The following is a 23,912-nucleotide window of genomic DNA, read 5'->3' on the forward strand; positions in this document are numbered from 1 at the left end:
TGACAAATAGGTTGAAGGTTACTTGTATGAATAATATAGAAAATAAAGTTATTGTTATCACTGGTGCAAGTAGTGGTTTAGGTGAAGCTACTGCTCGCTTACTTGCTAAAAAAGGTGCAAAGGTTGTCATTGGTGCTAGACGTACTGAAAAATTAGAGGCTATTGTTCACGACATTCGTGCTGAAGGTGGTCAAGCTGAATTTATTGGTGTGGATGTAACCAAACCACATGAAGTGCAAGCACTTATTGAAAAGGCATTAAGCGCATTTGGTCAAATCGATGTATTGGTAAACAATGCTGGATTGATGTCTATTGCACCATTAAGTGAGCTAAAAGTTGATGAATGGGATCGTATGATCGACATTAATATTAAAGGTGTTCTTTATGGAATAGCAGCTACCCTACCTGTTTTCCAAAAACAAAACTTTGGACACTTTATTAATCTCTCATCTGTTGCAGGGGTAAAAGTATTTAGTCCAGGAGGTACGGTTTATAGCGGTACTAAGTTTGCTGTAAGAGCCATCTCAGAAGGCCTTCGTCATGAAGTTGGGGAAACAATTAGAACGACTACTATTGAGCCTGGTGCAATTGAGTCAGAACTAAAATTCGGTTCTTCTCATGAAGAGAGTTCAGAGTTTGTTACTGATTTCTACAAGCAAGCCATACCATCTGACTCAGTCGCTCGAGCAATTGCTTATGCAATTGAACAGCCTGCTGATGTAGATATTAATGAAATTGTTTTGCGCCCAACGAGCCAAGAGTTTTAATGATTGAATAATATAAAATGGGAGCACTTCGCTCCCATTTTTACTAGGGCGTGTTGAACATTCGCAAATAGGCACTGCTGATCGCTAAAATTGTTCCAGACAAGGCAACAAAGCGACGATAATGCAGATGCCTTAGCGAGATTTGTAACGCAGTATGGGGCAATTTTAGCATCAGCCCTCACGACAACAACAGGGACAGGACTCTTTTTTGCCGCTTCATCGTTAAAAATAAGCGCTTAGAATGACTAAACTTATTATTTTTAACATCGAATCGCCTAAAAAATAGTCGCTGTCAGTGCCATGGTCGAATGTTCAACACGCCCTATATTTTTTTAAAGCTGAGGACAAATCTATGAAAGCCGTATCGTATGTTATAGACAACCATGATGATTTTAAAAATTCATTGGTAGATATTGAAAAAGCGAAGCCTACGCTTAAAGAGCGTGATGTACTGGTAAAAGTTCAGACAATCTCTGTGAATCCAGTTGATACCAAAGTGAGAAAAAATTCGTCTGAAGCAGACGATCGTATTTTAGGTTGGGATGCCGTTGGGGAAATTATTGAAGTTGGCTCAAAAGTTACCTCGTTTAAAGTAGGAGATTCTGTTTGGTATGCTGGCGATTTAACCCGAGATGGTAGTAATGCTGAGTATCAAGCAGTCGATGAACGAATTATCAGTCTTAAACCAATTACAGTATCTAATGCAGAAGCAGCAGCATTGCCATTAACTGCAATAACGGCATGGGAAATGCTGTTTGATCGGTTTCAAATTTCAGAAACAGAAGTTGGCAGTATTTTAATTATTGGTGGTGCAGGAGGTGTAGGATCAATCGCTATCCAACTCCTAAAAGCAAAAACAAATCTGACCGTTATAGCAACAGCGTCACGTGAAGAAACGAAATCTTGGGTGGAATCACTTGGTGCCGACCATGTCATTGATCATAGCAAAGATTTAAATGCACAAATCGAGACACTAGGCATTGCAAAACCAAAATACGTATTCTCTACCAATCATACAGAAACATATATCGAACAAATAGTTTCTCTGATTGCACCACAAGGCAAGCTTGGATTGATCGATGATCCACAAACCTTTGATATTATGCCGTTTAAGACTAAATCTATTTCTATCCATTGGGAGTTGATGTTCACCCGTTCAATGTATGAAACCGATGATATTGAAAAGCAAGGTGATCTGTTGCAACAGGTTGCCCAATTAGTTGACCAGCAAAAAATTAGAAGTACCCTCAACCAAAATCTAGGCAACATTAACGCTGCAAACTTGGAAAAAGCACATAAGTTACTTGAATCAGGCAAGTCAAAAGGCAAAATTGTATTAGAAAACTTCTAGGGCGTGTCCCTAATTCAAGCGTTTATGACTAAATGGGCTAAAAATGGCTAAATCTTTGGCAAACGGTGTCAAATAGCTGACCAATATCTTGATATTACCTGCGTTATTTTCCTTGTTTGCCTTTAATTTATCTCATTTTTATCACCATTTTTAAAATAGGGACAAGCCCTAAAACAAATTCAAGGTGAAATAATGACTATTTCAATAATTGCGAACTTTAAGGCAAAATCAGATCAAAAAGAGACGTTAGAAGCGCTTTTAAAAAGTGTAATAGAGCCTACGCTTCAAGAAGAAGGGTGCTTGAAATATGAGCTTTATATTAGCGAAAATGACTCGAGTAGATATTTCTTCTTAGAAGAATGGCGTAGCAGGGAGGATTTAGATATCCATATAGCGTCTGATTATATTCAAAGTTTATTTGGTAATATCCAATCGCTAATTGAATCAAATGATATTGTAGAAATCAAAAAAATATAGCTGTATATAGAAAATACCGCTAACCATTAAGCTTAGCGGTATTTTTTTGTCTATTGCTTCTACACATCTACCTTCTATAAAAAACCTTACTCCGCTGCATCTATCTTTTCATTGAGCGCGTCTGCCATGGCATCATCGATAATGTGATCTTCGATGTAATTGACGACAGCATGAACAGTGGTCAAATCCATCTCTCTGATGCCTAATTTATTGAGCTCAGCGTTAATAGACTCTAAGCTTATGACATCGTCAGGATTTCCCAATAAATGCTCATCAAAACCATCGTGGACGAACCAGTAGAGCTTTTCGAGTACGGTGTTCTTTTCGGTCAAAGTCGAGTAGCCATCGCCTTGGATGAATAAATTAAAATGATACGGTATTTGGATCTCATTGATATAAAAGGTGCGCAGACAGTCGATGGTAAAGGCTTGAGCATCGTTGCTGTCATTATTAGCCTGATCTTTTGATTGCTCTTCAGTTTCTTCTAGAATGCTCTCTTTGACCAGCTCGCCCAATAGCTGATAGTCGCCTACTTTGATTTTATGATTATAAATGATAGCGGCATCGCCAATAGCGTCAAAAATCACGGCGCTGATATCTAAGGTATTATCGTCGATGTCATAAAAGGCTTTTAGAGCGGGCAAAAACTCGGTGAGCTTGTCGTCAGGCACTTCGGTCAAAAACTGCTGCTCATAGATAGTAATCATGTCATCAGGAGAATAGAGATTGACGTTATCTGTCTCATTTCTACCTGTAGGTGTCAGTGGAATAAGATTAAAGGGATTGTTATTGGTCATGCAAAGCGGCCTTGTACTAGAGATTTGCGGTATTGATGTCTGTGGCTATTATTCTAGCGTGTAGCACCGATTAGGGCGTCACAGAATCTATGACAGGCATTATCGCTTATTTAGGCTTGTTTTGATATATGCTCTACTCTCGCAAAACTCCAAGTATAAAAGTAACAGGGTTAAATGGCACGTAGACTAGGGTTTTAGTCTCATAGACTTATAAGTGGTTATATAGGCGGTTACCTAGTATATCGCAAATCGACATTGCTAATAACTATGGATTTATCGGATCATTTGTCAAAAACCCTCTATAGCTATTTTCTAAATATCTCTTAGAAGATAGCTATAGAGAGTTAAGTCATACTCTTATAGAGTCATCATATAGTAACGTTTATCACGATATAACAAGGCAACTCTTCGATCTTAAATTCTGGGCTAAATGATAATATTACTTCAAACTAACCGGACTAAATTCTTCTTCTATAGGACTTTGTCCGACTGCGACTATCCTTATAGGTACCGCAAAAGCCCAAGCTCTACCATGATTACAATAAAAATAATCATTATCAAAAGACACGATATAAGCGGTGAAGTCGTTACCATAGTGATCTAACATGGCCTCCTCATCACTCTCATCGCTTATCGCACACCAAACCTCTTGGTTACCACTCATTAGCATAAAGCGGGTCAAATCACTACCTACTATTTTAGTACTATTCATCGTCAGCTCCTTGATTATTGAACCTCTAAAATGTACCGATCGGCCAATAAATACTTAGAGTTCTATCCATCTTAGCTCGACCCTAAGTTTTATTATTATTGACTGTAACTTCATAGTCTTCATATTAATTATAACGAATGAGCTATTAGTTTAGAATAGTACAAATATACTACTGTAAAGAACAATTTATAATAAAAGGTACTGATATAGCGATGAGCGGTAGCTTAAATAAAGGCAAGTTTGGTATGAAAGGAGTCTTATCTAGAATATTGATCCATAAAATATCCTTAAATTAAGGTAAAATAGTACCTATGACTGCCTCAACCCAACCGACTCTGCGTAAAATTATTCATTTAGATATGGACGCATTTTATGCCAGTGTTGAACAGCGCGATTTTCCAGAGTTAAGGGGCAAGCCTCTAGTCGTCGGCGGTGATCCTAATGGCCGCGGAGTGGTCGCTGCTGCCAGCTATGAAGTACGCAAGTTTGGGGTACGCTCTGCGATGTCTTGCTATGAAGCGCGCAAACGCTGTCCTGAGGTGCTTTTTGTCAGGCCACGGTTCGATGTTTACCGCGCCGTTAGTGCCGATATTCGCAAAATCATGCATCGCTTGACCCCGCTAGTCGAGCCGCTGTCCTTAGATGAAGCTTATCTTGACGTTACAGGCTTGAGTGCTCATAAAGGCTCAGCGACCTTGATGGCGAACTGGTTACGCGCGCAAATACTTGAGCACACCGGCCTTAACGCTTCTGCTGGCGTGTCCTTTAATAAAATGCTGGCAAAAATCGCCTCGGACATCAATAAGCCCAATGGTATCGCCGTGATCACCCCAGCGGACGCTGAGGCTTTTATTAGTAGCCTACCAATTGAGCGCTTTCATGGGATTGGCAAGGCCACTGCTAAGCGTATGCATGCGCTAGGTATCAGTACTGGTGCAGATCTGCGCCGTACTGAGGCGACGCTACTGGTCAATGAGTTTGGTAAACGCGGTCAGTTTTATTACGATATTGCCCATGGCAAGGATTTGCGCCAAGTTAAAGCCGAGCGGCAACACAAGTCAGTAGGCTCAGAGACGACTTTTCGAGATAACTTGAGTGCGGATGCGCCTTTACTTGCGCAGATTTATGAGCAAAATGCTGACGCCTTTAGTCAATTGCAAAAAAAACAGCTTATTGCTTATACCATCACTCTAAAAGTTAAGTATGCTGACTTTACGCAGATCACGCGCTCACACACCTTGTCCACCGCGTTTACTAGCGCAGAATCGGCTCACTATTGGCTTGATAAACTGTTTGCTGATATCGCCCGAACGCTGCCGATCAGGCTCGTCGGCGTCACTTACTCTTCTTTAGCGCCAGCGAGTCAGAGCTTACCGCAGCTAAATCTATTTGATTTTTAGTTTTGGTTTTAGCTGATACTTTTTGCCCTTTTACCACTGTCTACCCTTCTACGGACGGTTCAAATACAACAGCTAGCAAACGACTTAGAAGTTATCCCCTCAAGACTACTTTCTGCTACAATTATGCCAAAATCTCTCTCATTAATGATCGAATCATAACCAATATGGATCCTACTATTTTGACCGAACCTGCCTCTATTGCCGATGAACCAGCAGCTATGGATACTCCTAACTACCTAAGCGTCAGCGACTATGATTATGAGCTGCCTGATCATCTAATCGCTCGTTATCCTCTCGCTGAGCGCTCAGCCTCTAAGCTACTTTATTTACCGGCTAATACTGATGAGGCGGCAGTTGCACCGATCGATCATTTATTTACCGACTTGCCAGCGCTACTCAATACTGGCGATTTAATTGTCTTTAATGATACTAAAGTCATGAAAGCGCGCTTGTTCGGTCAAAAGGACACTGGCGGCAAAATTGAGGTGTTAATCGAGCGACTACTTGAGCGCGATGATGTCGATAGTGATACTCTCAACATAGCAAAAGCAGCAACAACTCATCCACATCTAGCGCTATGCCATGTCAAAGCCAGCAAAGCACCTAAGCTTGGTCAGCAGCTGTTATTGGCTGATGGTCATATCGAAGCACTTATGGTCGGCCGTGAAGAGAACCTATTTATCTTAGCTTTCGCCGCGCCTATTTTGCCTGATTTAGAGCGCTATGGCGAGCTGCCGATACCGCCTTATTTTGAGCGCCATGCTGATGCAACTGACAACACTCGTTATCAGACCGTCTTTCACGACCCGGCCAAGCTTGCCAGTGTCGCTGCGCCTACTGCTAGCCTGCATTTCGATGAAAAAGTGCTATCAATGCTCAAAGATAAAGGCATCAATAGCGCTTTTGTCACCCTGCATGTTGGTGCAGGTACTTTTGCCCCTGTCAAAGCCGACAATCTTCTCAACCACACTATGCACAGCGAGTATGCGCACTTGCCGCAAGCGACTGCCGATCTGATCAATCAGACTCACGCTAATGGCAATCAAGTCATTGCTATTGGTACGACTGTCACTCGAGTACTAGAGAGTGCTTATCAGCAGACGGCAGTCAATGGGCAGCCGCTAGCCAGTTGGTCTGGTGATACAGATATCTTTATTTATCCTGGTTTTAAATTTGGGGTAATAGACCGGCTACTTACTAACTTTCATCTACCAAAATCGACCTTGTTAATGCTAGTTGCGGCCTTCGCTGGTAAGTCGGCTATTGAACACGCTTATCAGCATGCTATTGAGCAGCAGTATCGTTTCTTTAGTTATGGCGATGCGATGCTTTTGGATAAAGCTTAAGACGGCCTATAGGTCACTTGCCAGAACAAATCGGCTTAGCATAGTAAGGTGAGATTTAACGCCAATGAGTAAAACTATTGCACGCAGTTTAAAAAACTCTAGAATATTGCTGCGTTTTAATGTTGCTTAACGTTATAATTCAGTTAATATGTTTATGGTGTATTGGTATCAGCTTAATACCTTATAGACTTTAACTTGCTATACTCTCAGTGGCTACTCAAAGGGCAGCGCATGGCTTGGCAATTACCTTATCGACCGACTCGTCTTCATTGTGCAGTGTCTGCAGCGCTATTGTGTTCAATGGGCAGCGCTATATTGTTGCCAGCAGCCATGGCGGCGACTATCGGTAAAACAACCATTACCTCAGCACAGCATGAGCCGCTTGTCGCTATTATTAGCATCTCTGACATCGAATCCTCAGACTTCTCAGCCAATTTGGCCAACCCTAAGGTGTATAAACAGCTAGGATTGACCCCGACTGATGCCATGTCCGTGAGCTTTATCCCTACTTCTGCTAGCACCGGACAGCTGATGATAAGCACCTCTCAGCCAGTCTCAAAGCCTTTTGCCGATGTGGTATTAGCAATCAACGACAATGGTCAGCGCAATACAGTGCCAAAAACCTTGCTGATGCCTCTAGGCTCTGCTCAGCCAGCGAAACGCTCAGAACGTGTAAAATCTGCAAAACCTATAGTCGCTCGTGCTCCTAAACCCAATTTACCAGTGATTTCAGCGCCAACTGTAACATCGCCAGTCACCAAAAAAGCGCCCATTGTTGCTACTAGCAGCACTAAACCCTTAGCAGTTAAACGCGAAGCGCCGCCGCCTTTACTTGCGCCGTCTAGCTCAGCGGCTAATTCAGGCACCATCAATACCGTAAATTCCAAAAATAGTAGCGCTCTACCTATTGCGCGCGTAGCAGCGGCTCCGAATCTACCGCTGGCACCAGCGTCAAGATTTGACCTCGAAACGACTGCTAACCCTGCGCCATCGATGGCCAAAACTAATACGCTAGATATAAAAAACAATCGCCGCGTAAGTAGCCGCCCTACTCAACCAAGTCCCCCTAACGGCGATATCCCTATCAATGCTAGCGCCAAAGCTTTGCAGCCAATCCCTAACCGTAATGATACAGCTATCAGCGTTGAAGACATTAATAGCGTTGAAGATGTTGAAAGTATTGAAAGTGTTGAAAAACTTAAAAGTGTGGAAGGCTTGGTAAAAGCGTCAACTTCGGTAGCATCTGCTGATGCGGCAACTAACGTGCAGCAAACCTTATTAGCGCAAATGCCAGCCAATAACCGTACCCAAAATAATCAGCCTTCTTTAGAAAACAAAACTGCTAAAACCAGCAGTACGAATAGTAATACGCTAAATATACAAGTCTCGCGGCAGATTACCGTGCGTAATAGCCCTATTAACAAAGTCGATAGTACCGATAGCCCTACTTTGGCGCTGAGTTTCGATGAGAGTATGGCTTCGCTGAACTCAGATGATACTGCCAAGCTAAACAGTCAAGTAGCGCATAACTTAGCAACTGCCGCAGATAGCGCTGTGCCTGAGCCTGTGGCGACTAGTAAGAACGCCGCTGATAGCGCTTCTGCCAGTACCATCAGCGCTCGCCGCGAGACTGCAGCAACCGATAGCTTGCCAGTCGCTAATGAGAAAATGGTTAGCTATACCGTACAGCGTAACGACAACCTATGGCTGATCTCCAAGCAAATCGCTGAGCAGAATAATCTTGATATATCAGCGGTGATGAGTCAGATCAAAACGCAAAACCCCAATGCTTTTATTAATCAAGACGCCGATCAGCTCAAAGCCAATGCCGAGTTGCGTTTACCTAATTATGAGGTAATACCCTCACAAAGCAGCATCCAAGCCGCCATATCTGAACAGCGAGCACGCTATCTACGAGCCAATAAAAAAACTGCTAAAGCATCTAGCGAAAAAGCAACAGCGGACAATACTACAAGTGCAGCCTCAGTATCCTCGCAGATAGCCCAAGCAAAACCAACTAAGTCGGCTAATAGCACAGCAAAACCTACGACTCGGACACTACCACAAGCACGTTTTTCGGTAGTGGCTCCAGGGGGTAAAGGTCAAGCTGATGGCACTCAAACCAAAGCAGATGCGGCGGCAGGCAATGGGCTAAGTACTGAGGTTCTCGCTTCCCTAAAGTCGTCTCGGCAGCGCACTGCTACGCAAGCTCAGCGCACAAAACTGATGAATAATAGCCTTGGTAGTTATACACAAAAACTGCAACTACAAAATCAAAAACTGGCTGAGCTTGAGGCTCGACTAAAAAAATTACGCAATCAATAACCGCTTAGCTGACTAGCAACACTTGCTCTGAGCTTGCTATACTCAGCACGAATAGTCGTAGGAATCATTATGGATAATATGCTATATATCATTGCAGGACTAATCATTGTTTTACTAATAGCTGTGTTGATTATGCGTAGGCAAAAAGCGCAGCCAACCGCTAGACATATAGACGATGCTCCGTCCAGTACTAGACGCGTGCCTACCGACTATGATGCGGCTCGTACCAATGCAACAGCAGGCGCGACTAAGTTTGACAATTTGACTGTCGCTGAGCGGTTTATCGATCAGCAGCGTTATGACAAAGCAATCGAGGTACTAGAGCGCGGCCTTATCCAAAAGCCTCATGATGCTAAGCTGTCACTCAAGCTTCTCAACATCTATGCTCTGACTACGCAGACTGAGAATTTTTATAGAACTTATGACGCTATCAGTGCTCATTGCGATGCCGCTACTATCGCCCAAGCCAAAGACCTAAAGGCACTATTTGACCAAGAACATTCTCAGACGCCTATAGCAGCACGTGACGATACCCATGCTAATGATCAGCAGCAGGCAGTAGCAGCGGATTACGAGAGCCTCGACTTCGATGTCGCAAGCGTTTCTAATGAAACGCAGAGTCATCAACAGGATAAATTCAGTACGTCTCAAGAAACTGCGGCGAGTACTGACTCTATTACTGACTTAGACTTTGTATCTTCGGCTCCATCAGCGAGCTCTTTTAATGAGAGTACTATCACTGATGATACGAGTAGCAATGACAGTGCTGATGCTATCTTTGATCTGACCTTAGATGATTTAGAGAGTGAAAGTTTTGATGAGGCTACTGCTAATACAGCCCGCAATCTATCTGTTAACGATTCTGGCTTAGATAGCCATACTTTGAGCTTAGACGAGCAGTTTGAGAGCGATAGCACTGCTGCATCTACACCTGTCAAAGATAGTCAGGAGAGTAACCTTATCAGCGAAGATTTTAGTGCTGCTGAAGCTCGCTCTAATGAAGTGAGCTTTGATGAAGTAAGCTCTGATAAATTGAATCTTGATGAAGACTTTAGCCTTGATTTTGATGAGCCGGCGGCGAATTCCCTGAGCAGTGAGACGGTAGCGCTGCAACCTACCGACAGTCAAAATGACAATTTACAAGAAGATTTTGTACTAGATTTTGATGATCTAGCATCAGATAACCCTTCAAATAGCGATACAGGCATAAGCACCGACCTGAACACCGACATAAATATTGATACTATTGGCGACTCTGAGCTTGCTGCTTCTGATCTTACGACTGAAGAAGAGACAGCGGACGTCTCTAGTTTTGACTTGGATTTGAGCTTAGACGATGATAATTCAAGCGAGCTGCAACTAGACGCTTTATCATTAGACAGTTTAGAACAAACAAACACCCAAGAGACGGTAAACGACAATAGCACTTTAGCAGTAGAAGAAAACTTATCCTCTACGGCGTCATCCAATTCTATCGAGACACTCACTACCGAGCTAGATGATTTCGACTTCGATTTAACTGATTCGCAGCCTATTGAGAATGAGCCAAGCACGACTGAAACTGACTCTCCTTTGATGTTCGATGACGAGACGCCTTTTGAAGAGGATTTTAGTCTCGATGATTCTATCTTCGAAGACGCAGCCACGACAGCTAGCCCAGTCGTCACAGAGGACAAAGCAGATAATACAGACTTTGCGGCGCAGTTTGCCGCGGATTTTGACTTCGTTAATGATTTAGATAATCAACAAATCACTCTAGACTTAGCAGCAAAATATTTGGAGCTTGGTGAATACGATAGCGCCAAACGTTTACTCAGCGAAGTTATTGCGCAAGGCAGTAGCGCTCAACAGGCTCAGGCACAAACGCTATTAGAGCGCACTGTATAAATGATAGGCGGCTTGGTTTAATAGAGCCATACCGCCTTACTTTTCTTTTTTATCGTCATCTCATCAACGGTTTTTAATAACATTTTGCGACTTAAATATGGCTTCACGTTCCACATTATCATCTCTCAACTCGCAGTCTGTACAGCTGATTTATGCAGGCGGCACCTTTGGCAGTTATGGGCGGCCACTAGCGCCGCTTGCCGCCGAAGTGTTCTTACCCGCCTTACAGCAACTTGTCACTGAGCACGATGATGCCGCTTTTTTACCTAAGCTGTGTTGGTTAGATAACTCGCTTATCAAAGACAGTAGCCAATTAACGCCAAGCGACTTTGTACATTTTTATACGCTGTTACTCTCGGCCTATCAAGCTGGCGAGCGCCAGTTTGTGCTGATCACAGGGACTGACACCTTAAGCTACTTAGGAGCGTTTTTGGCAGAAGCTTTTGCCGGTTCTGACATCAGTATTACTCTCACAGGCAGCATGCGTCCACTACTAGATAGCGAAGAGCTGCACGCTTATAAAATCGACAGCCACGGTGATGCTTGGGATAATTTTCGTGAAGCTCTGCGCTTAGCAGCAGCGGGGCAATCAGGGGTGAAGATATGTTTTGGCGGTGAGTCTTGGCCGGCGCAAACGGTGCAAAAGATTCATAGCCATGATTTTATGGCCTTTACCGGTCATCACCGCGCTGCCTATCCTGATAATAGCTATATAGATAAGCTGACAGATACTCGCCGGCAGCATTGGCTTGATGACCAACAACAAGTTTTGGCAGCGGTACAAAATCAGCCACAGCACGCTCATGTTCATGCACTTTACTGCTTGCCTAACGATCCAAGCGTGCTCAGCGAGCAGTTACAAGCGCTGCTGTCAAAACCGCCATGCGCCATTATCTTATTAGGGTTTGGCAGCGGCAACGTACCTTACTCGCCGCAGCTTGCCGAGGCGCTACAAGCGGCTTATAAACAAGGCCATATGGTAGTCTGCGCAAGCCAATGCCCATTTGGCGGCGTGAGTAGCAGTTACGCCGCGGGCAGCTGGCAATATGATTATCACGTCATCGCTGGTGGACGCCTCACTCTCTCTGCGATCTACGCGCGCCTACTGTGGTTATTGCTACGTTACGACACCCCTGCCCGTAGACGTCAGCGCTGGACTTATAGCGTTAACCAAGCAGGAACTTCTACGAGTCGTCAGCGCTAAACAATCCCAAACTCATAAAATAAGCTTAAGCACCTCAACCATTATGACCGACTCTTTATCAGATAACGCTCAGCCAATAGTGCCGCAAGACGAGCTAATCCAACACACCGATGAAGACACTCCTACTTACACTTTAGCGATAGCTATCGAGTTTTTGGGGACTCATTATTATGGCTGGCAACGACAAAAAGAGGTTTTAGGCGTCCAGCAAGTCCTAGAGGCTGCTATTAGCAAAGTCGCTAACGAGACAGTAGAAGTGGTCGCCGCAGGACGCACCGACTCTGGGGTACACGCAAGTAACATGGTCGCTCACTTTGTCACTCGAGCCTACCGACCTACCCATAATTGGCTGCGCGGTGTCAATAGCTTATTACCCGATGATATTGCACTACGCTGGATTCAGCCGATGCCAAGCGATTTTCATGCGCGCTTTAAGGCCATCGCTCGGCGTTATCGCTATGTTACGCTCAATCAAGACACGCGCCCGGCTATCTTAAACCACCAAGTGACTCACATTCATCAGCCACTTGATCTAGCCGCAATGCAAAAGGCTGCTGCAGACATAGTAGGAACGCATGATTTTACAAGTTTTCGCGCCGCAGCTTGCCAGTCCAATCAGCCGGTGCGTACCATCAGTCATGCCAAGCTCTTTGCTCATGGCGCCTTTATTGTATTTGATATTCAAGCCGATGGCTTTTTGCATCATATGGTACGTAACTTAATGGGTACGCTGTACGCTATCGGCCGTCACGAGCTGCAGCCGGACGACCTCTTAGCTATTTTAGCGCAAAAAGATCGTACGATTGCCCCGCCGACCGCTGCTGGTGATGGACTTTATTTTATAAAAGCGTATTATCCTGACGAGTACGAGTCGCTGCTCCCAAAAGAGCCATTGACTCCAATTTGGCTCAATCTGCCAGATTAATTTTTTAGATATTCAAGCTCAATTATAATTTGACATACATAACCACTAAACGCTGTCAAGCAAAAACCCGTTGCCATATTGCTTTAATCGCTAAACTTACGTATAATATTGGCTTATTTTTCATTGATTGATATAAATTATGGCTAAAAAAGACGATATTATCGAGTTTGAAGGCGAAGTCATCGATACCTTGCCAAACACTCTGTTTAAGGTTCGTTTAGAAAACGGACACGAAATCATTGCCCATATCTCTGGCAAAATGCGTAAGCATTACATCCGTATTTTGACTGGTGATAAAGTCAAAGTCGAGATGACGCCTTATGACTTGACCAAAGGTCGTATTACTTATCGTGGTAAGAACTAAACTACTTACTTCGTATGACCTTTAAGTTTTGATCTAGTCTAGAGAATTAAGCACGCTTAGCATCTCTTGTCAGGCAAAAAAATACCGCTAATAATTGTACTAGCGGTATTTTTTTGCCTGATATTCTAGCTTAAGGATGTAAGCAACTTGATTTGTTGTAAGATAAAATCACTTAAACTCTACTGTAGCGTCATCGTCGATAACTCCTAACAAAGATAACGCGTCCCAGTTGGTCAAACGCACGCAGCCTGCTGAGGCTTGGCGACTAATGCGATCAGGATCTGGCGAACCATGTATACCATAAGACGGCTTTGACAAGCCAATCCAAACCTTGCCTACTGGGTTATTAGGACCTGGCGGAATAATAAACTTCTCTCCGTTATCGCCAGTATAAGTATAGTTGGGGCCATAGACTTTCACTTTTACTTCATGCGTACCTGTTGGTGAAGGCGTAGCAGTGCTGCCGACTGTCGTGGGATAGCTTGCCACAAGATTGCCTTGTTCATCATAGGCATAGAGAGTTTCGGTAGTTTTATCCGCGACCACACGGCTGACCGGCGTTGTATTAGGATTGCCCGGATTATAGACGGTGATGGTCTCGCCAGCATTAAAGCTAGCCTTCGGATTTAGAGACTTCAGGTAGCTGTCACTCATATGAAACTTCTCAGCTAATGCCTCAAGCACGGATTCATAATACATGCCCTCCAGATTAGACTTGGCTTCTGCGCCAGCTGGAATCGTGGTCGTTTTGATATTGACATCATCAGGGGTTAATTTATAGCGCACTAGTACAGGTTGACGGGTTAATGCCTCACTCGCTGTCAGTGCATCCCAAGTTTCGGTATTTAACTGGTCAGTGACGCTCAAACCATTAGCCTTTTGAAACGCTTGCATCGCTTTACGAGTGTTTTTGCCCCAGTACCCATCCACTGAGCCGACGCCGCTATGGTGCCAATTTAATAGCGCTTGCAAGCGAGTGCCAACTTCACGATCTATCTTCTCCCCCTCTTTCCAATTAACACGGTTTATTTTTTTTGCAGATTTTGATAGTCCCTCTGTCGTATACTTAATGGTTGGTAGTAGCTCGTTAAGAGACTCAGCTGTCGCTTTACTTGCTGCTTTATCACTATTTATCTTTTGACTGACGCCATTAGTAACGGGGCTAACATCGCTGTTAGTTGCCGCTAGCGCTGGACTCATTAGTAGCACAGTAGATAGACTGCTCGCTAGCATGGCACTGGTAATTTTGGTTAATTGAGACATAGTTTCCTCTAATATTCAATATAGTCTTATAGTGACTTTTTATTATTGTGAAAGTATTTACTAATATAAATACTTCAATAATAATGACATAGCGCCCTGTTAGCATATAAGCCCATTATGTTAATAGCGGTCTACTCATATAGTATCTATGTAAATATAACAACTATGTAAAATCTACGTAAAAAACTGCTTACTTAGTAAATATATAAATAAGCTCTTTTGGACAAAAAAACCTATAAATCGGCAAACGATTTATAGGTTAAATGAGAGATAAAAATCCATAAATATGGACTAGCACTTAAAAACAGTTATAGCAGTTTGGCCAATACCGCCTCGCCCATCTGACGACAGCCCACTTGCGTCAGGCCACTTTCGCTGTTATCCAAGATATCAACCGTACGTAGACCATCATCCAACACATCGCTGACCGCTTGCTCTATCGCTTGTGCAGCGGTCTCTTGCTTAAAAGTATAGCGTAGCATCATAGCCACCGATAGAATCGTCGCTAAGGGATTGGCTTTATCTTGTCCAGCGATATCAGGAGCCGAGCCATGACAAGGCTCATACATACCTTTACCGTCCTCATCGAGGCTCGCTGATGGCAGCATCCCAATAGAGCCTGTGAGCATAGCCGCTTCATCCGATAAAATATCGCCGAACATGTTGCCGGTGACCATGACATCGAACTGTTTGGGATCCTTTATGAGCTGCATACAAGCGTTGTCAGCGTACATGTGCGACAACTCAACATCGCTATAATCCGCTTCTTGCATCTTAATCATCGTCTGCTTCCACAGCTCAGTCACCTCTAACACGTTGGCTTTATCAACTGAACAAATCTTAGCCGGCTTGCCGCTGGATTGGGAGCGAGTCTGCGCCATCTCAAACGCGACTTTGCCGATACGCTCAATCTCGCTGGTGCTATACACCATAGTGTTGTAGCCCTGCTGCTCGCCGTTGTCTAAAGTACGGATGCCGCGCGGTTCACCAAAATAGATACCACCCGTCAGCTCACGGACGATTAATAAGTCAAGCCCTGAGATGATATCGGCTTTGATACTCGAAGCATTCGCTAGCTGCGGATATAGTTTGGCGACACGCAAATTAGCAAACAGACCAAGCTCACTGCGAATCTTGAGCAAACCACGTTCAGGACGTTTACTGCGCTCAATGTTATCCCACTTAGGGCCACCAACTGCGCCTAACAGTACAGCGTCGGCTGCACGAGCCTGCCTTAAAGTCTCCTCGGGCAACGGCTCACCAGTCGCATCAATCGCCGCACCGCCAAGAAGCCCCGACTCCAGAGTAAAGCCCAAATCGAATTTATCATTGGCCGCTTTTAGGACATCGATAGCTTGAGTCATAATCTCAGGACCGATGCCATCGCCTGCTAGTGTCAATATAGTCGCCATACTTTTCCTTGTCTTTGAATATTGTAATAAAACTAGAGCTTGTCAAAACTTAGTTATTTGTGGGAATCGGAGGTTTTAATAATTGCGATAAAACGTTATAAAGGGATTTAACTGGTCACCGTATCATCAAACACGCCAGTTTCTACAAACTCGCCTTGACGCTCAGTATCAACTTGCTTACAAAAACGACGCTCAATAGTGCCATCTTGAATAAGCTCTATGCATAGAGGGTTCGGCGATGCACTCGTTAATAAGCTACTGTCTTTTTGTGGAGATTGAACTTTATAAGCGCGCAGCTGATAAGTACCCGCAACGAACTCGTGAATAACCGTGAAACGCTCGACGTATTCTAAGTTATTTTCAGGATAAAAATTCACTTGTACTTCGCGCTTGATAGGTGTTACTCGGGCGTAATAATTAGTCAAACCGGAGATGCCAGAGGCCGATAACGGCACCAGCTTAACAGCTTTAGTATCGACTAGTGGCACCTTATCTTTTTCAGGTTCTACTATTACAATGTTACGGTCAACAGGCTGATGCGTCTCTTCTGCAATAGTCGGCGTTTGATCGATGCGAGTAATCTCACAGTGATAAGTACCTACACAAGCGATATTAGTCTCGCCTGCCACCGGGTAAATCTTGCCAGACCAATTGTCAGCACTATCAGCAGCTTCTATCTGATGATAGCCTGTAAAAAGCTGACAACTTGATAACAGTGCACTCATAGCGAAAGTGGCACCAACATAAGCGGCAAAACGTGTTTTTTTCATAATGACGGCTACTTTTTTTAAATGATAAAGTTGCTTTTATAATAGACCTCTTGCAAAAGTAGTTGTAAGACACAACGTATATTATTGAACTCTACTTACTTAATAGATATGCCAAACATAAATAAGCTACTCAAACAAAGTAACGCTGGTTTTAAACGCTACACTGGCATTCATAAAGCCACCTTTTATGAGATGCTTGATGCCATGCAAGAGCATGAAGCATCTAAGACCAAATCAGGCAGACCAAGTGTGCTCAGTCTTAAGGAGCAGATACTACTAGCCCTGACTTATTGGCGTGAATACCGCACGCTTTATCATATCAGTATGGACTTTGGTATTCATGAGTCTTCTGCTAGCCGTATCATTCGTAAAGTAGAAGACACACTGATTGACTCTGGCAAGTTTGAATTGCCTAAAAAGCTGCCTAGTCGTGTCGATGAGGACATCAATTGGTCAGTCGTCATCGTCGATGCCACCGAAACCCCTATTGAGCGTCCAAAAAAAACCAAAGCGACTACTACAGCGGCAAGAAAAAACAACACACCTTAAAAGCGCAGGTTATCGTCCATTGGCAAACCGGCTTGATACTTGATGTGCAAACCTGCAAAGGGTCAATCCACGATTTTAAGCTCTATAAAGATACTTGTCCTGATTGGCTTCCTGACAATGCTAAATTACTAGCAGATAGTGGCTATCAAGGTATAGCAAAGCTACATAAGCAAACCTTCACCCCTTTTAAAAAGCCACGTGGTGGTCAGTTACTGGAGATATGCAAACAGGCCAATCACTATCTGGCAAAGTTCCGTATTGTGGTTGAGCACAAAATAGGCTTAATCAAGTTGTTTAAAATCGTGGCTCATAAATATCGCAACCGTCGTCAGCGCTATGATCTTAGAATGAAGCTGTTTGCTGGTATCATTAATTCCGAGCTTAGACTATGACTTTTGCAAGAGGTCTAATAGCTATCTTGCCGCCATAACTCAACACAGTATTGCTCACTGTATAACTATTATTAACGCTGGTATAAATAAGTAAATAGCCTTAAGAGTGTTAAATACTCATAAGACGCTACTGCCGATAGAGCATCGCCTAGAAATTTCGGTTAAGCATGCACTTGATTAAATATCCAAGGCGTCTTTTGCATCATTTTATGCTCATAGTCTTTGATAGCATCGCTTTGTTGCAAGGTTAGACCGATATCATCTAGACCATTTAACAGACAATGCTTGCGAAACTCATCGACCTCAAACGCATACTCTTCTCCTGTCGGGGTGATGACCACTTGGCGCTCTAGATCAGCGGTCAGCTCATAGCCCTCATTCGCTTGCGTGGCTTGCATAAGCGTATCGACAATAGCTTCATCTAAAATAATGGGCAGCATTCCGTTCTTAAAGCAGTTATTATAAAAGATATCGGCAAAGCTTGGCGCAATCACCGTACGAAAGCCGTATTCTGAGAGGGCCCATGGCGCATGCTCGCGACTAGAGCCACAACCAAAGTTTTTACGCGCAAGCAAAATTGTTGCGCCTTGATAGCGGGGCTGATTTAAGACAAAATCAGGGTTGATCGGGCGTTTACTATTATCTTGCCCCGGAAACCCTTCGTCCAAATATCGCCAATCGTCAAATAAATTGACGCCAAAACCGGTGCGCTTAATAGATTTTAAAAACTGCTTAGGGATAATCTGATCGGTATCAACGTTTGAGCGGTCTAAAGGGCATACAATGCCCGTTTGAATATTATAAGCTTGCATAGTGTTTCCTATAAATAACTATCGAATGTTAGAAGAGTAATCGATTATCCTCTTCTAAAAAGTACGCACATCGACAAAGTGACCCGCCAATGCGGCCGCTGTCGCCATCGCTGGACTCACTAAATGCGTGCGCCCACCATTGCCTTGACGGCCCTCAAAGTTACGGTTAGAGGTCGACGCGCAGTGCTCACCGGGCTCAAGCTTATCGGCATTCATCGCCAAGCACATTGAGCAACCAGGCTCGCGCCACTCAAACCCTGCATCAGTAAATAGCGTATCTAAGCCCTCAGCTTCTGCCTGCAGTTTGACTTGTCCGGAGCCAGCAACGACGATCGCTTCTTTGACGCTATCAGCGACCGTGCGCCCTTTAATTACTGCCGCCGCATCACGCAAATCTTCAATACGCGAGTTGGTACAAGAGCCGATAAAAATACGATCAAGATGAATATCTGTGATCGGCTGACCTGCCTTGAGTCCCATATAACGGTATGCGCGCATCCAGCCCTCTTCTTGAGTGGCATCTGCCGCTTGCTCTGGCGTCGGAACGGACCCCGTGACATCAACGACCATCTCAGGAGAGGTGCCCCAAGAGACTTGCGGGGCAATCTGGCTACCATCAATCTCAACGACAGTATCGAATACCGCATCAGCATCTGAATACAAAGTACGCCAGTAGCGCTCTGCTTGCTGCCACTGCTCACCAGTGGGTGCGTAAGGACGACCTTTGACATAATCGATGGTAGTATCATCAACTGCCACCATGCCAACGCGCGCGCCTGCTTCAATCGCCATGTTACAGACCGTCATCCGGCCCTCCATGCTCATCTCTTCAAAGACCTGACCGGCAAACTCGATAGCGTGACCGTTGCCGCCGGCGGTACCGATCTTCGCGATAATCGCGAGCACCACATCCTTTGGCGTCACCCCAGCACCAAGCTCACCGGTGACACGGATCTGCATATTTTTCATTTTTTTGGTGATCAGGCACTGCGTCGCTAAGACATGCTCAACCTCAGAGGTCCCGATACCATGCGCTAAGCAGCCAAGCGCACCATGAGTAGCGGTATGTGAGTCTCCGCAGACAACCGTCATACCCGGTAACACTAAACCTTGCTCAGGTCCTACCACGTGCAAGATACCTTGACGCGCATCATTGATCGTAAATTCAGCAATATTGAATTTGGCGCAGTTGTCATCGAGCGTGACCACTTGCAGACGCGATACTTTATCTTTGATACCTTCAACGCCTTCTAGACGCTCTTTGGTCACCGTCGGTACATTATGATCTGGACTTGCGATATTGGCCGACAGACGCCATGGCGCTCTGTTGGCCAGCTCTAAGCCTTCAAAAGCTTGCGGACTCGTCACCTCATGCAGTAGATGACGGTCAATATAAATAAGGCTAGAACCATCATCACGCTTACTGACTTCGTGAGCATTCCAAAGTTTGTCGTATAATGTTTGAGCGGCCATGTAGCTGTCCTTTTCCGGTTATTGATCTTTGAACTGAGCTTCAATTAGTATGCGCCTATACTTAACGCTAATATCCTAATTATACCTTATAAGCTAAATCGATAACGCTGTAGTCTATTTAATTAATAACTATTTATTTGCTAAACTTAACAATTAACAAAAATAACAAAGTAAAAGTGTTAAAAAGTGGGTTCATCTCTTGTGATTATAGCAGCCTAATCCTATAATAATAATTGATGATTTTTATCCATTCCCAAACTTATATTTCTAATAAATTGTGATTGGATTAGCCAACTTTTAATTATAGCTCTACATATAGCTAAGGATACCGGTTTGAATACCACCAATTTGACAACGTTTGTCACCGTTATGCAAACAGGCAGTATCTCAGGAGCAGCAGAAAAGCTGTTTATCACTCAGCCTGCCGTCAGCAAACGTATCAAAAACTTAGAAGACGAATTCAATATTACGCTATTTGACACCGTAGGCCGCGGTATCGTGCCTACCCAAGCCGCTAACGAGATGCTGCCGCACGCCCGGCGTTGGCTCGATGATTATGATAATTTTAGGATTAATCTTCAGCACTCAGAACAAGTGGTCTCAGGCAAGCTAGTCATTGGTACGAGTCATCACATTGGTCTACATCACTTAGCGCCAGTGCTCAAGCATTTTATTCAAACTTATCCTGCTGTGCAGTTAGAAGTGCATTTTGTCGACTCTGAAGAGGCACACAAATCCGTTCTTGATGGTAACTTATCTCTGGCTTTCTTAACCTTACCGCCCGTCTATGACAAGCGCTTGACTTATCATACGCTATGGTCCGATCCCCTATATTTCATGACCGGCACGTTATCGCCCTTAGCGCAAAAAACCAATGTGACTTTAGAGCAGCTAGCACACTATCCAGCTATTCTACCTTCTGCCAATACCTTTACGAGTCAGATCACCTTGGCTGAATTTGCCAAACATAACTTAAAGCCTTATGCCACAATGAGTACCAATCCACTTGAGTCGATTCGTATGCTCGTCTCCGTAGGACTGGGCTGGTCGGTACTGCCGCAAACCCTGATAAGCCAAGACTTAGAGCGTATCAATATGGCGGATAATATCGAGCTGCAACGCTACTTAGGCGTGGTTATCAATCCAAAATTGACGCGCTCTAGCAGTGTCGAGGCGCTATTGGAGCTACTTGCACCTATTGATTAATTCATGATACCGTTAGTAATATAAACGTAACAAATATGATAAACGTGATCTACAAGGTCACGTTTTTTTTATAGTTATTCTATAGCTCAAAAGTATTGAGGAGCTTATGTCACGCTAGTCGCATCTAACCTACGATTAGTAATTGATATTGTGATGCGTTATAATTCTTAAGTATGAATTTTAACATTCAGTTACTTCAGTGATAACTATGTCATTTTAATTAATGCTTTATCATTATTGAAGTAAGGTTACTGACTGATCTACTTGATAACTGATGCTACTTAATTTAGTGATGAATCTAGTGTTAAAAGTAGCTGACAGTATCACTGATTTGCAATGCTATTGATTTAAGATCTGCTTAAGTATTAAAGGTCATAACTAAAGACAGTATAATTAGCAGCCAGTTTCCTTTATGTTTGTGAGTAAGATGACTTATACAACCATAAATGACAGCTCATTTTCAAAAAGAGCTTATTATCTGCTCTTAGAGTCATATCGATAAACGTATGGTAAAACTGACGATTTTAAACGATTGATATCCTTCACTGCGATGAATAAAGGATGACTTACTTTTATTTATCGGTGTAAGCCTAAAGCTGACTGTAATTATATCAATCCTGTAAAGTCAAAAGTAATCACTTATTGATAAGTGCAAAGTTAATAAGTGCAAAGCCATTACGAGATATCTAATGGCTTTTATTGTTTTTAGATATTATCTTTTGTGCTGAGTTTCTATTTTTATCTCGATAGCAAAATATAATAACAGCCAACAGCGTTGGTTAAGGACAATTTATATGAACGGAGTTTCTAGTGGCGTGCTGATATCGCTTGCCGCCTATTTCCTAGTGATGATTGGGATTGGCATTTATGCTTACTTTAAGCAGGCCAATGACACAGAAGGCTATATGCTCGGTGGCCGTAATCTCAGCCCAGCAGTAACGGCACTCTCAGCGGGTGCCTCAGATATGTCAGGTTGGTTACTACTTGGCTTACCTGGTTATATGTTTGCCGATGGTGTGGTTAGTATTTGGATCGCACTTGGTTTGACATTAGGGGCATTATTAAACTATCTGATCGTGGCACCGCGTCTTCGGGTGTATACCGAAGTAGCTGACAACGCTATTACCCTACCCGATTACTTCGCTAACCGCTTTGAAGACAAGTCACACATGCTACGTGTCATCTCAGCCGTTGTCATCATTCTATTCTTTACCGTCTATACCGCTGCAAGTCTTGTAGGGGGTGGTAAACTTTTCGAAAGCTCATTAAACCTATCTTATAGCACAGGCCTATGGGTTACTGCTGGTGTGGTAGTTGCTTATACACTATTCGGTGGTTTTCTCGCTGTATCCATGACTGACTTCGTACAAGGGGTCATCATGTTATTTGCTATGGTGATCGTCCCTATCGTTGCCTTTACTGATCTTGGCGGCATTTCAGCTACGACAACCGCAGTTCAAAATATCGATCCAAGCTTGCTCGATATTACCAGTGGTATGACAGCACTTGGTATCATCTCACTGATGGCCTGGGGCTTGGGTTATTTTGGTCAGCCGCATATTATCGTACGTTTTATGGCGATTCGCTCAGTTAGAGACGTTCCGACCGCCCGTAATATTGGTATGAGCTGGATGATTATCAGCCTTATCGGTGCCCTGATGACTGGTTTTGCTGGTCGTGCGTATGTGCAAAAGACTGCCATGACACTAGATGATCCTGAGACTATCTTTTTGGTATTCACGCAGTTTTTATTCCATCCATTGGTTTCAGGCTTCTTATTAGCGGCTATCTTGGCCGCTATCATGAGTACCATCTCCTCTCAGCTATTGGTGGTATCAAGCTCATTGACGAAAGACGTCTATAAGCTGTTCTTTGATAAAGAAGCCCCAGAGGCGCGTCAAGTACTGGTCGGCCGTATTTCTGTGATTGTCGTTGCTGTTGTCGCTATTTTGCTGGCATCAAACCCAGACAGCTCAGTACTGAACCTCGTTTCTAACGCGTGGGCAGGATTTGGCGCGGCATTTGGCCCGCTCGTTATCTTTAGTCTGACATGGCGCGGCATGAACCGTAACGGCGCTGTCGCCGGTATGGTTGTCGGTGCATTGACGGTCATCTTGTGGGTCTATGGTCCATTCGAGATGAATGGAGTCGCCCTAAATAGTTGGTTATATGCTATCGTTCCAGGCTTTATCTTGAGCACCATTGCGATCTTTGCAGTAAGTATCATGACTGGCGGTCCAAGACCTACGGTATCTGCTAGATATAAAGAAATGGAGCTGAATTTAAACAAATAAATTCATAAACTATCGAACACTAAAAACCCTCGCTATCTCAGATAGCGAGGGCTTTATTTGGCTCATACAAAACTGGTAAGATACTTAGAAAGTCTTGGTTAATAGTATCGTTGCTGTCTTTTCATCACGATCATCATAATAGGCAAAGTTACTTACACTGCATAATATAGTTTGCTTACAGCACAA

Annotated in this window: 20 protein-coding genes and 1 pseudogene; 14 read left to right on the forward strand and 7 right to left on the reverse strand. The window is 43.7% G+C overall.

Annotation, left to right across the window (positions count from 1 at the left end; translation table 11 throughout):
• The first annotated feature begins 26 nt into the window (after window positions 1–26).
• The 3 genes from JMY03_RS03015 to JMY03_RS03025 all read left to right on the forward strand — a co-directional run bounded on the left by JMY03_RS03015 (window position 27) and on the right by JMY03_RS03025 (window position 2,595).
• Complete coding sequence (locus JMY03_RS03015) at window positions 27–767, forward strand: SDR family oxidoreductase (RefSeq protein ID WP_201600907.1); 741 nt, start codon at window positions 27–29, stop codon at window positions 765–767.
• Window positions 768–1,119: 352 nt separating this feature from the next.
• Complete coding sequence (locus tag JMY03_RS03020) at window positions 1,120–2,118, forward strand: zinc-binding alcohol dehydrogenase family protein (protein WP_201600909.1); 999 nt, start codon at window positions 1,120–1,122, stop codon at window positions 2,116–2,118.
• A gap of 192 nt (window positions 2,119–2,310) precedes the next feature.
• Window positions 2,311–2,595, forward strand: coding sequence for a putative quinol monooxygenase (locus JMY03_RS03025; RefSeq protein WP_201600911.1), 285 nt, complete (start codon window positions 2,311–2,313; stop codon window positions 2,593–2,595).
• An 86-nt stretch (window positions 2,596–2,681) separates the two neighbouring features.
• Here JMY03_RS03025 and JMY03_RS03030 read toward each other — a convergent pair whose 3' ends face one another.
• Together JMY03_RS03030 and JMY03_RS03035 are read right to left on the reverse strand one after the other, a co-directional pair.
• Window positions 2,682–3,392, reverse strand: coding sequence for a hypothetical protein (locus JMY03_RS03030; protein ID WP_201600913.1), 711 nt, complete (start codon window positions 3,390–3,392; stop codon window positions 2,682–2,684).
• A gap of 439 nt (window positions 3,393–3,831) precedes the next feature.
• On the reverse strand, window positions 3,832–4,104 hold the full coding sequence (locus tag JMY03_RS03035; RefSeq protein ID WP_201600915.1) for a hypothetical protein: 273 nt from the start codon (window positions 4,102–4,104) through the stop codon (window positions 3,832–3,834).
• 311 nt (window positions 4,105–4,415) lie between these two features.
• On the opposite strand from JMY03_RS03035, the gene dinB reads away from it, so the two are divergent.
• From dinB to infA, 7 genes are all read left to right on the forward strand, one after another.
• Window positions 4,416–5,504, forward strand: a complete 1,089-nt coding sequence (gene dinB / locus JMY03_RS03040) for a DNA polymerase IV (protein ID WP_201600917.1) — start codon at window positions 4,416–4,418, stop codon at window positions 5,502–5,504.
• A gap of 218 nt (window positions 5,505–5,722) precedes the next feature.
• Window positions 5,723–6,850 (forward strand): tRNA preQ1(34) S-adenosylmethionine ribosyltransferase-isomerase QueA, encoded by a 1,128-nt coding sequence (gene queA, locus JMY03_RS03045; RefSeq protein ID WP_051397395.1) that lies wholly within the window; start codon window positions 5,723–5,725, stop codon window positions 6,848–6,850.
• A 231-nt stretch (window positions 6,851–7,081) separates the two neighbouring features.
• Entirely contained in the window at window positions 7,082–9,175 is a 2,094-nt protein-coding gene (locus JMY03_RS03050) for a FimV/HubP-related protein (RefSeq protein WP_201600921.1), read from the forward strand.
• A 69-nt stretch (window positions 9,176–9,244) separates the two neighbouring features.
• Window positions 9,245–11,062, forward strand: coding sequence for a FimV/HubP family polar landmark protein (locus JMY03_RS03055; protein ID WP_201600923.1), 1,818 nt, complete (start codon window positions 9,245–9,247; stop codon window positions 11,060–11,062).
• Between the two features lie 97 nt (window positions 11,063–11,159).
• The gene (locus tag JMY03_RS03060; protein ID WP_051397414.1) at window positions 11,160–12,266 is read left to right on the forward strand and encodes an asparaginase; all 1,107 of its coding nucleotides are present in this window, start codon (window positions 11,160–11,162) and stop codon (window positions 12,264–12,266) included.
• A 43-nt stretch (window positions 12,267–12,309) separates the two neighbouring features.
• Window positions 12,310–13,191, forward strand: coding sequence for a tRNA pseudouridine(38-40) synthase TruA (gene truA / locus JMY03_RS03065; RefSeq protein ID WP_201600927.1), 882 nt, complete (start codon window positions 12,310–12,312; stop codon window positions 13,189–13,191).
• Window positions 13,192–13,330: 139 nt separating this feature from the next.
• The gene (gene infA / locus JMY03_RS03070) at window positions 13,331–13,555 is read left to right on the forward strand and encodes a translation initiation factor IF-1 (protein WP_019671605.1); all 225 of its coding nucleotides are present in this window, start codon (window positions 13,331–13,333) and stop codon (window positions 13,553–13,555) included.
• Between the two features lie 168 nt (window positions 13,556–13,723).
• Here infA and JMY03_RS03075 read toward each other — a convergent pair whose 3' ends face one another.
• From JMY03_RS03075 to JMY03_RS03085, 3 genes are all read right to left on the reverse strand, one after another.
• Window positions 13,724–14,818 carry a L,D-transpeptidase family protein gene (locus JMY03_RS03075; protein ID WP_201600930.1) on the reverse strand — a complete coding sequence of 365 codons (1,095 nt, stop codon included), beginning with the start codon at window positions 14,816–14,818 and terminating at the stop codon, window positions 13,724–13,726.
• 308 nt (window positions 14,819–15,126) lie between these two features.
• A complete protein-coding gene (gene leuB / locus JMY03_RS03080; RefSeq protein ID WP_201600933.1) occupies window positions 15,127–16,230 on the reverse strand; it encodes a 3-isopropylmalate dehydrogenase in 1,104 nt (367 codons plus the stop codon).
• 107 nt (window positions 16,231–16,337) lie between these two features.
• The gene (locus tag JMY03_RS03085) at window positions 16,338–17,000 is read right to left on the reverse strand and encodes a hypothetical protein (protein ID WP_201600935.1); all 663 of its coding nucleotides are present in this window, start codon (window positions 16,998–17,000) and stop codon (window positions 16,338–16,340) included.
• Between the two features lie 108 nt (window positions 17,001–17,108).
• On the opposite strand from JMY03_RS03085, the gene JMY03_RS03090 reads away from it, so the two are divergent.
• Window positions 17,109–17,549: a transposase family protein gene (locus tag JMY03_RS03090; protein WP_201600943.1), complete on the forward strand. Its 441-nt coding sequence runs from the start codon at window positions 17,109–17,111 to the stop codon at window positions 17,547–17,549.
• Window positions 17,550–17,557: 8 nt separating this feature from the next.
• Window positions 17,558–17,941: pseudogene (locus JMY03_RS03095) on the forward strand (transposase family protein); the annotation flags it as partial.
• A gap of 161 nt (window positions 17,942–18,102) precedes the next feature.
• On the opposite strand, the gene leuD reads toward JMY03_RS03095, so the two are convergent.
• Window positions 18,103–18,753, reverse strand: a complete 651-nt coding sequence (leuD, locus tag JMY03_RS03100; protein ID WP_201600945.1) for a 3-isopropylmalate dehydratase small subunit — start codon at window positions 18,751–18,753, stop codon at window positions 18,103–18,105.
• 54 nt (window positions 18,754–18,807) lie between these two features.
• Window positions 18,808–20,226 carry a 3-isopropylmalate dehydratase large subunit gene (gene leuC / locus JMY03_RS03105; protein ID WP_025647245.1) on the reverse strand — a complete coding sequence of 473 codons (1,419 nt, stop codon included), beginning with the start codon at window positions 20,224–20,226 and terminating at the stop codon, window positions 18,808–18,810.
• Window positions 20,227–20,559: 333 nt separating this feature from the next.
• Between leuC and JMY03_RS03110 the strand changes: the two genes are divergently transcribed.
• Together JMY03_RS03110 and putP are read left to right on the forward strand one after the other, a co-directional pair.
• Window positions 20,560–21,432, forward strand: a complete 873-nt coding sequence (locus JMY03_RS03110) for a LysR family transcriptional regulator (protein ID WP_201600947.1) — start codon at window positions 20,560–20,562, stop codon at window positions 21,430–21,432.
• Between the two features lie 794 nt (window positions 21,433–22,226).
• The gene (gene putP, locus JMY03_RS03115; protein WP_201600949.1) at window positions 22,227–23,726 is read left to right on the forward strand and encodes a sodium/proline symporter PutP; all 1,500 of its coding nucleotides are present in this window, start codon (window positions 22,227–22,229) and stop codon (window positions 23,724–23,726) included.
• The last annotated feature ends 186 nt before the right edge of the window (window positions 23,727–23,912 follow it).

Origin of the sequence: Psychrobacter submarinus (assembly GCF_904846685.1) — a bacterium.
Classification (GTDB): domain Bacteria; phylum Pseudomonadota; class Gammaproteobacteria; order Pseudomonadales; family Moraxellaceae; genus Psychrobacter; species Psychrobacter submarinus.

Coding starts and splice junctions, on each gene's coding strand:
- JMY03_RS03015 (WP_201600907.1), top strand. CDS start 27: ATGAATAATATAGAAAATAAAGTTATTGTTATCACTGGTGCAAGTAGT.
- JMY03_RS03020 (WP_201600909.1), top strand. CDS start 1,120: ATGAAAGCCGTATCGTATGTTATAGACAACCATGATGATTTTAAAAAT.
- JMY03_RS03025 (WP_201600911.1), top strand. CDS start 2,311: ATGACTATTTCAATAATTGCGAACTTTAAGGCAAAATCAGATCAAAAA.
- JMY03_RS03030 (WP_201600913.1), bottom strand. CDS start 3,392: ATGACCAATAACAATCCCTTTAATCTTATTCCACTGACACCTACAGGT.
- JMY03_RS03035 (WP_201600915.1), bottom strand. CDS start 4,104: ATGAATAGTACTAAAATAGTAGGTAGTGATTTGACCCGCTTTATGCTA.
- dinB (WP_201600917.1), top strand. CDS start 4,416: ATGACTGCCTCAACCCAACCGACTCTGCGTAAAATTATTCATTTAGAT.
- queA (WP_051397395.1), top strand. CDS start 5,723: ATGGATACTCCTAACTACCTAAGCGTCAGCGACTATGATTATGAGCTG.
- JMY03_RS03050 (WP_201600921.1), top strand. CDS start 7,082: ATGGCTTGGCAATTACCTTATCGACCGACTCGTCTTCATTGTGCAGTG.
- JMY03_RS03055 (WP_201600923.1), top strand. CDS start 9,245: ATGGATAATATGCTATATATCATTGCAGGACTAATCATTGTTTTACTA.
- JMY03_RS03060 (WP_051397414.1), top strand. CDS start 11,160: ATGGCTTCACGTTCCACATTATCATCTCTCAACTCGCAGTCTGTACAG.
- truA (WP_201600927.1), top strand. CDS start 12,310: ATGACCGACTCTTTATCAGATAACGCTCAGCCAATAGTGCCGCAAGAC.
- infA (WP_019671605.1), top strand. CDS start 13,331: ATGGCTAAAAAAGACGATATTATCGAGTTTGAAGGCGAAGTCATCGAT.
- JMY03_RS03075 (WP_201600930.1), bottom strand. CDS start 14,818: ATGTCTCAATTAACCAAAATTACCAGTGCCATGCTAGCGAGCAGTCTA.
- leuB (WP_201600933.1), bottom strand. CDS start 16,230: ATGGCGACTATATTGACACTAGCAGGCGATGGCATCGGTCCTGAGATT.
- JMY03_RS03085 (WP_201600935.1), bottom strand. CDS start 17,000: ATGAAAAAAACACGTTTTGCCGCTTATGTTGGTGCCACTTTCGCTATG.
- JMY03_RS03090 (WP_201600943.1), top strand. CDS start 17,109: ATGCCAAACATAAATAAGCTACTCAAACAAAGTAACGCTGGTTTTAAA.
- leuD (WP_201600945.1), bottom strand. CDS start 18,753: ATGCAAGCTTATAATATTCAAACGGGCATTGTATGCCCTTTAGACCGC.
- leuC (WP_025647245.1), bottom strand. CDS start 20,226: ATGGCCGCTCAAACATTATACGACAAACTTTGGAATGCTCACGAAGTC.
- putP (WP_201600949.1), top strand. CDS start 22,227: ATGAACGGAGTTTCTAGTGGCGTGCTGATATCGCTTGCCGCCTATTTC.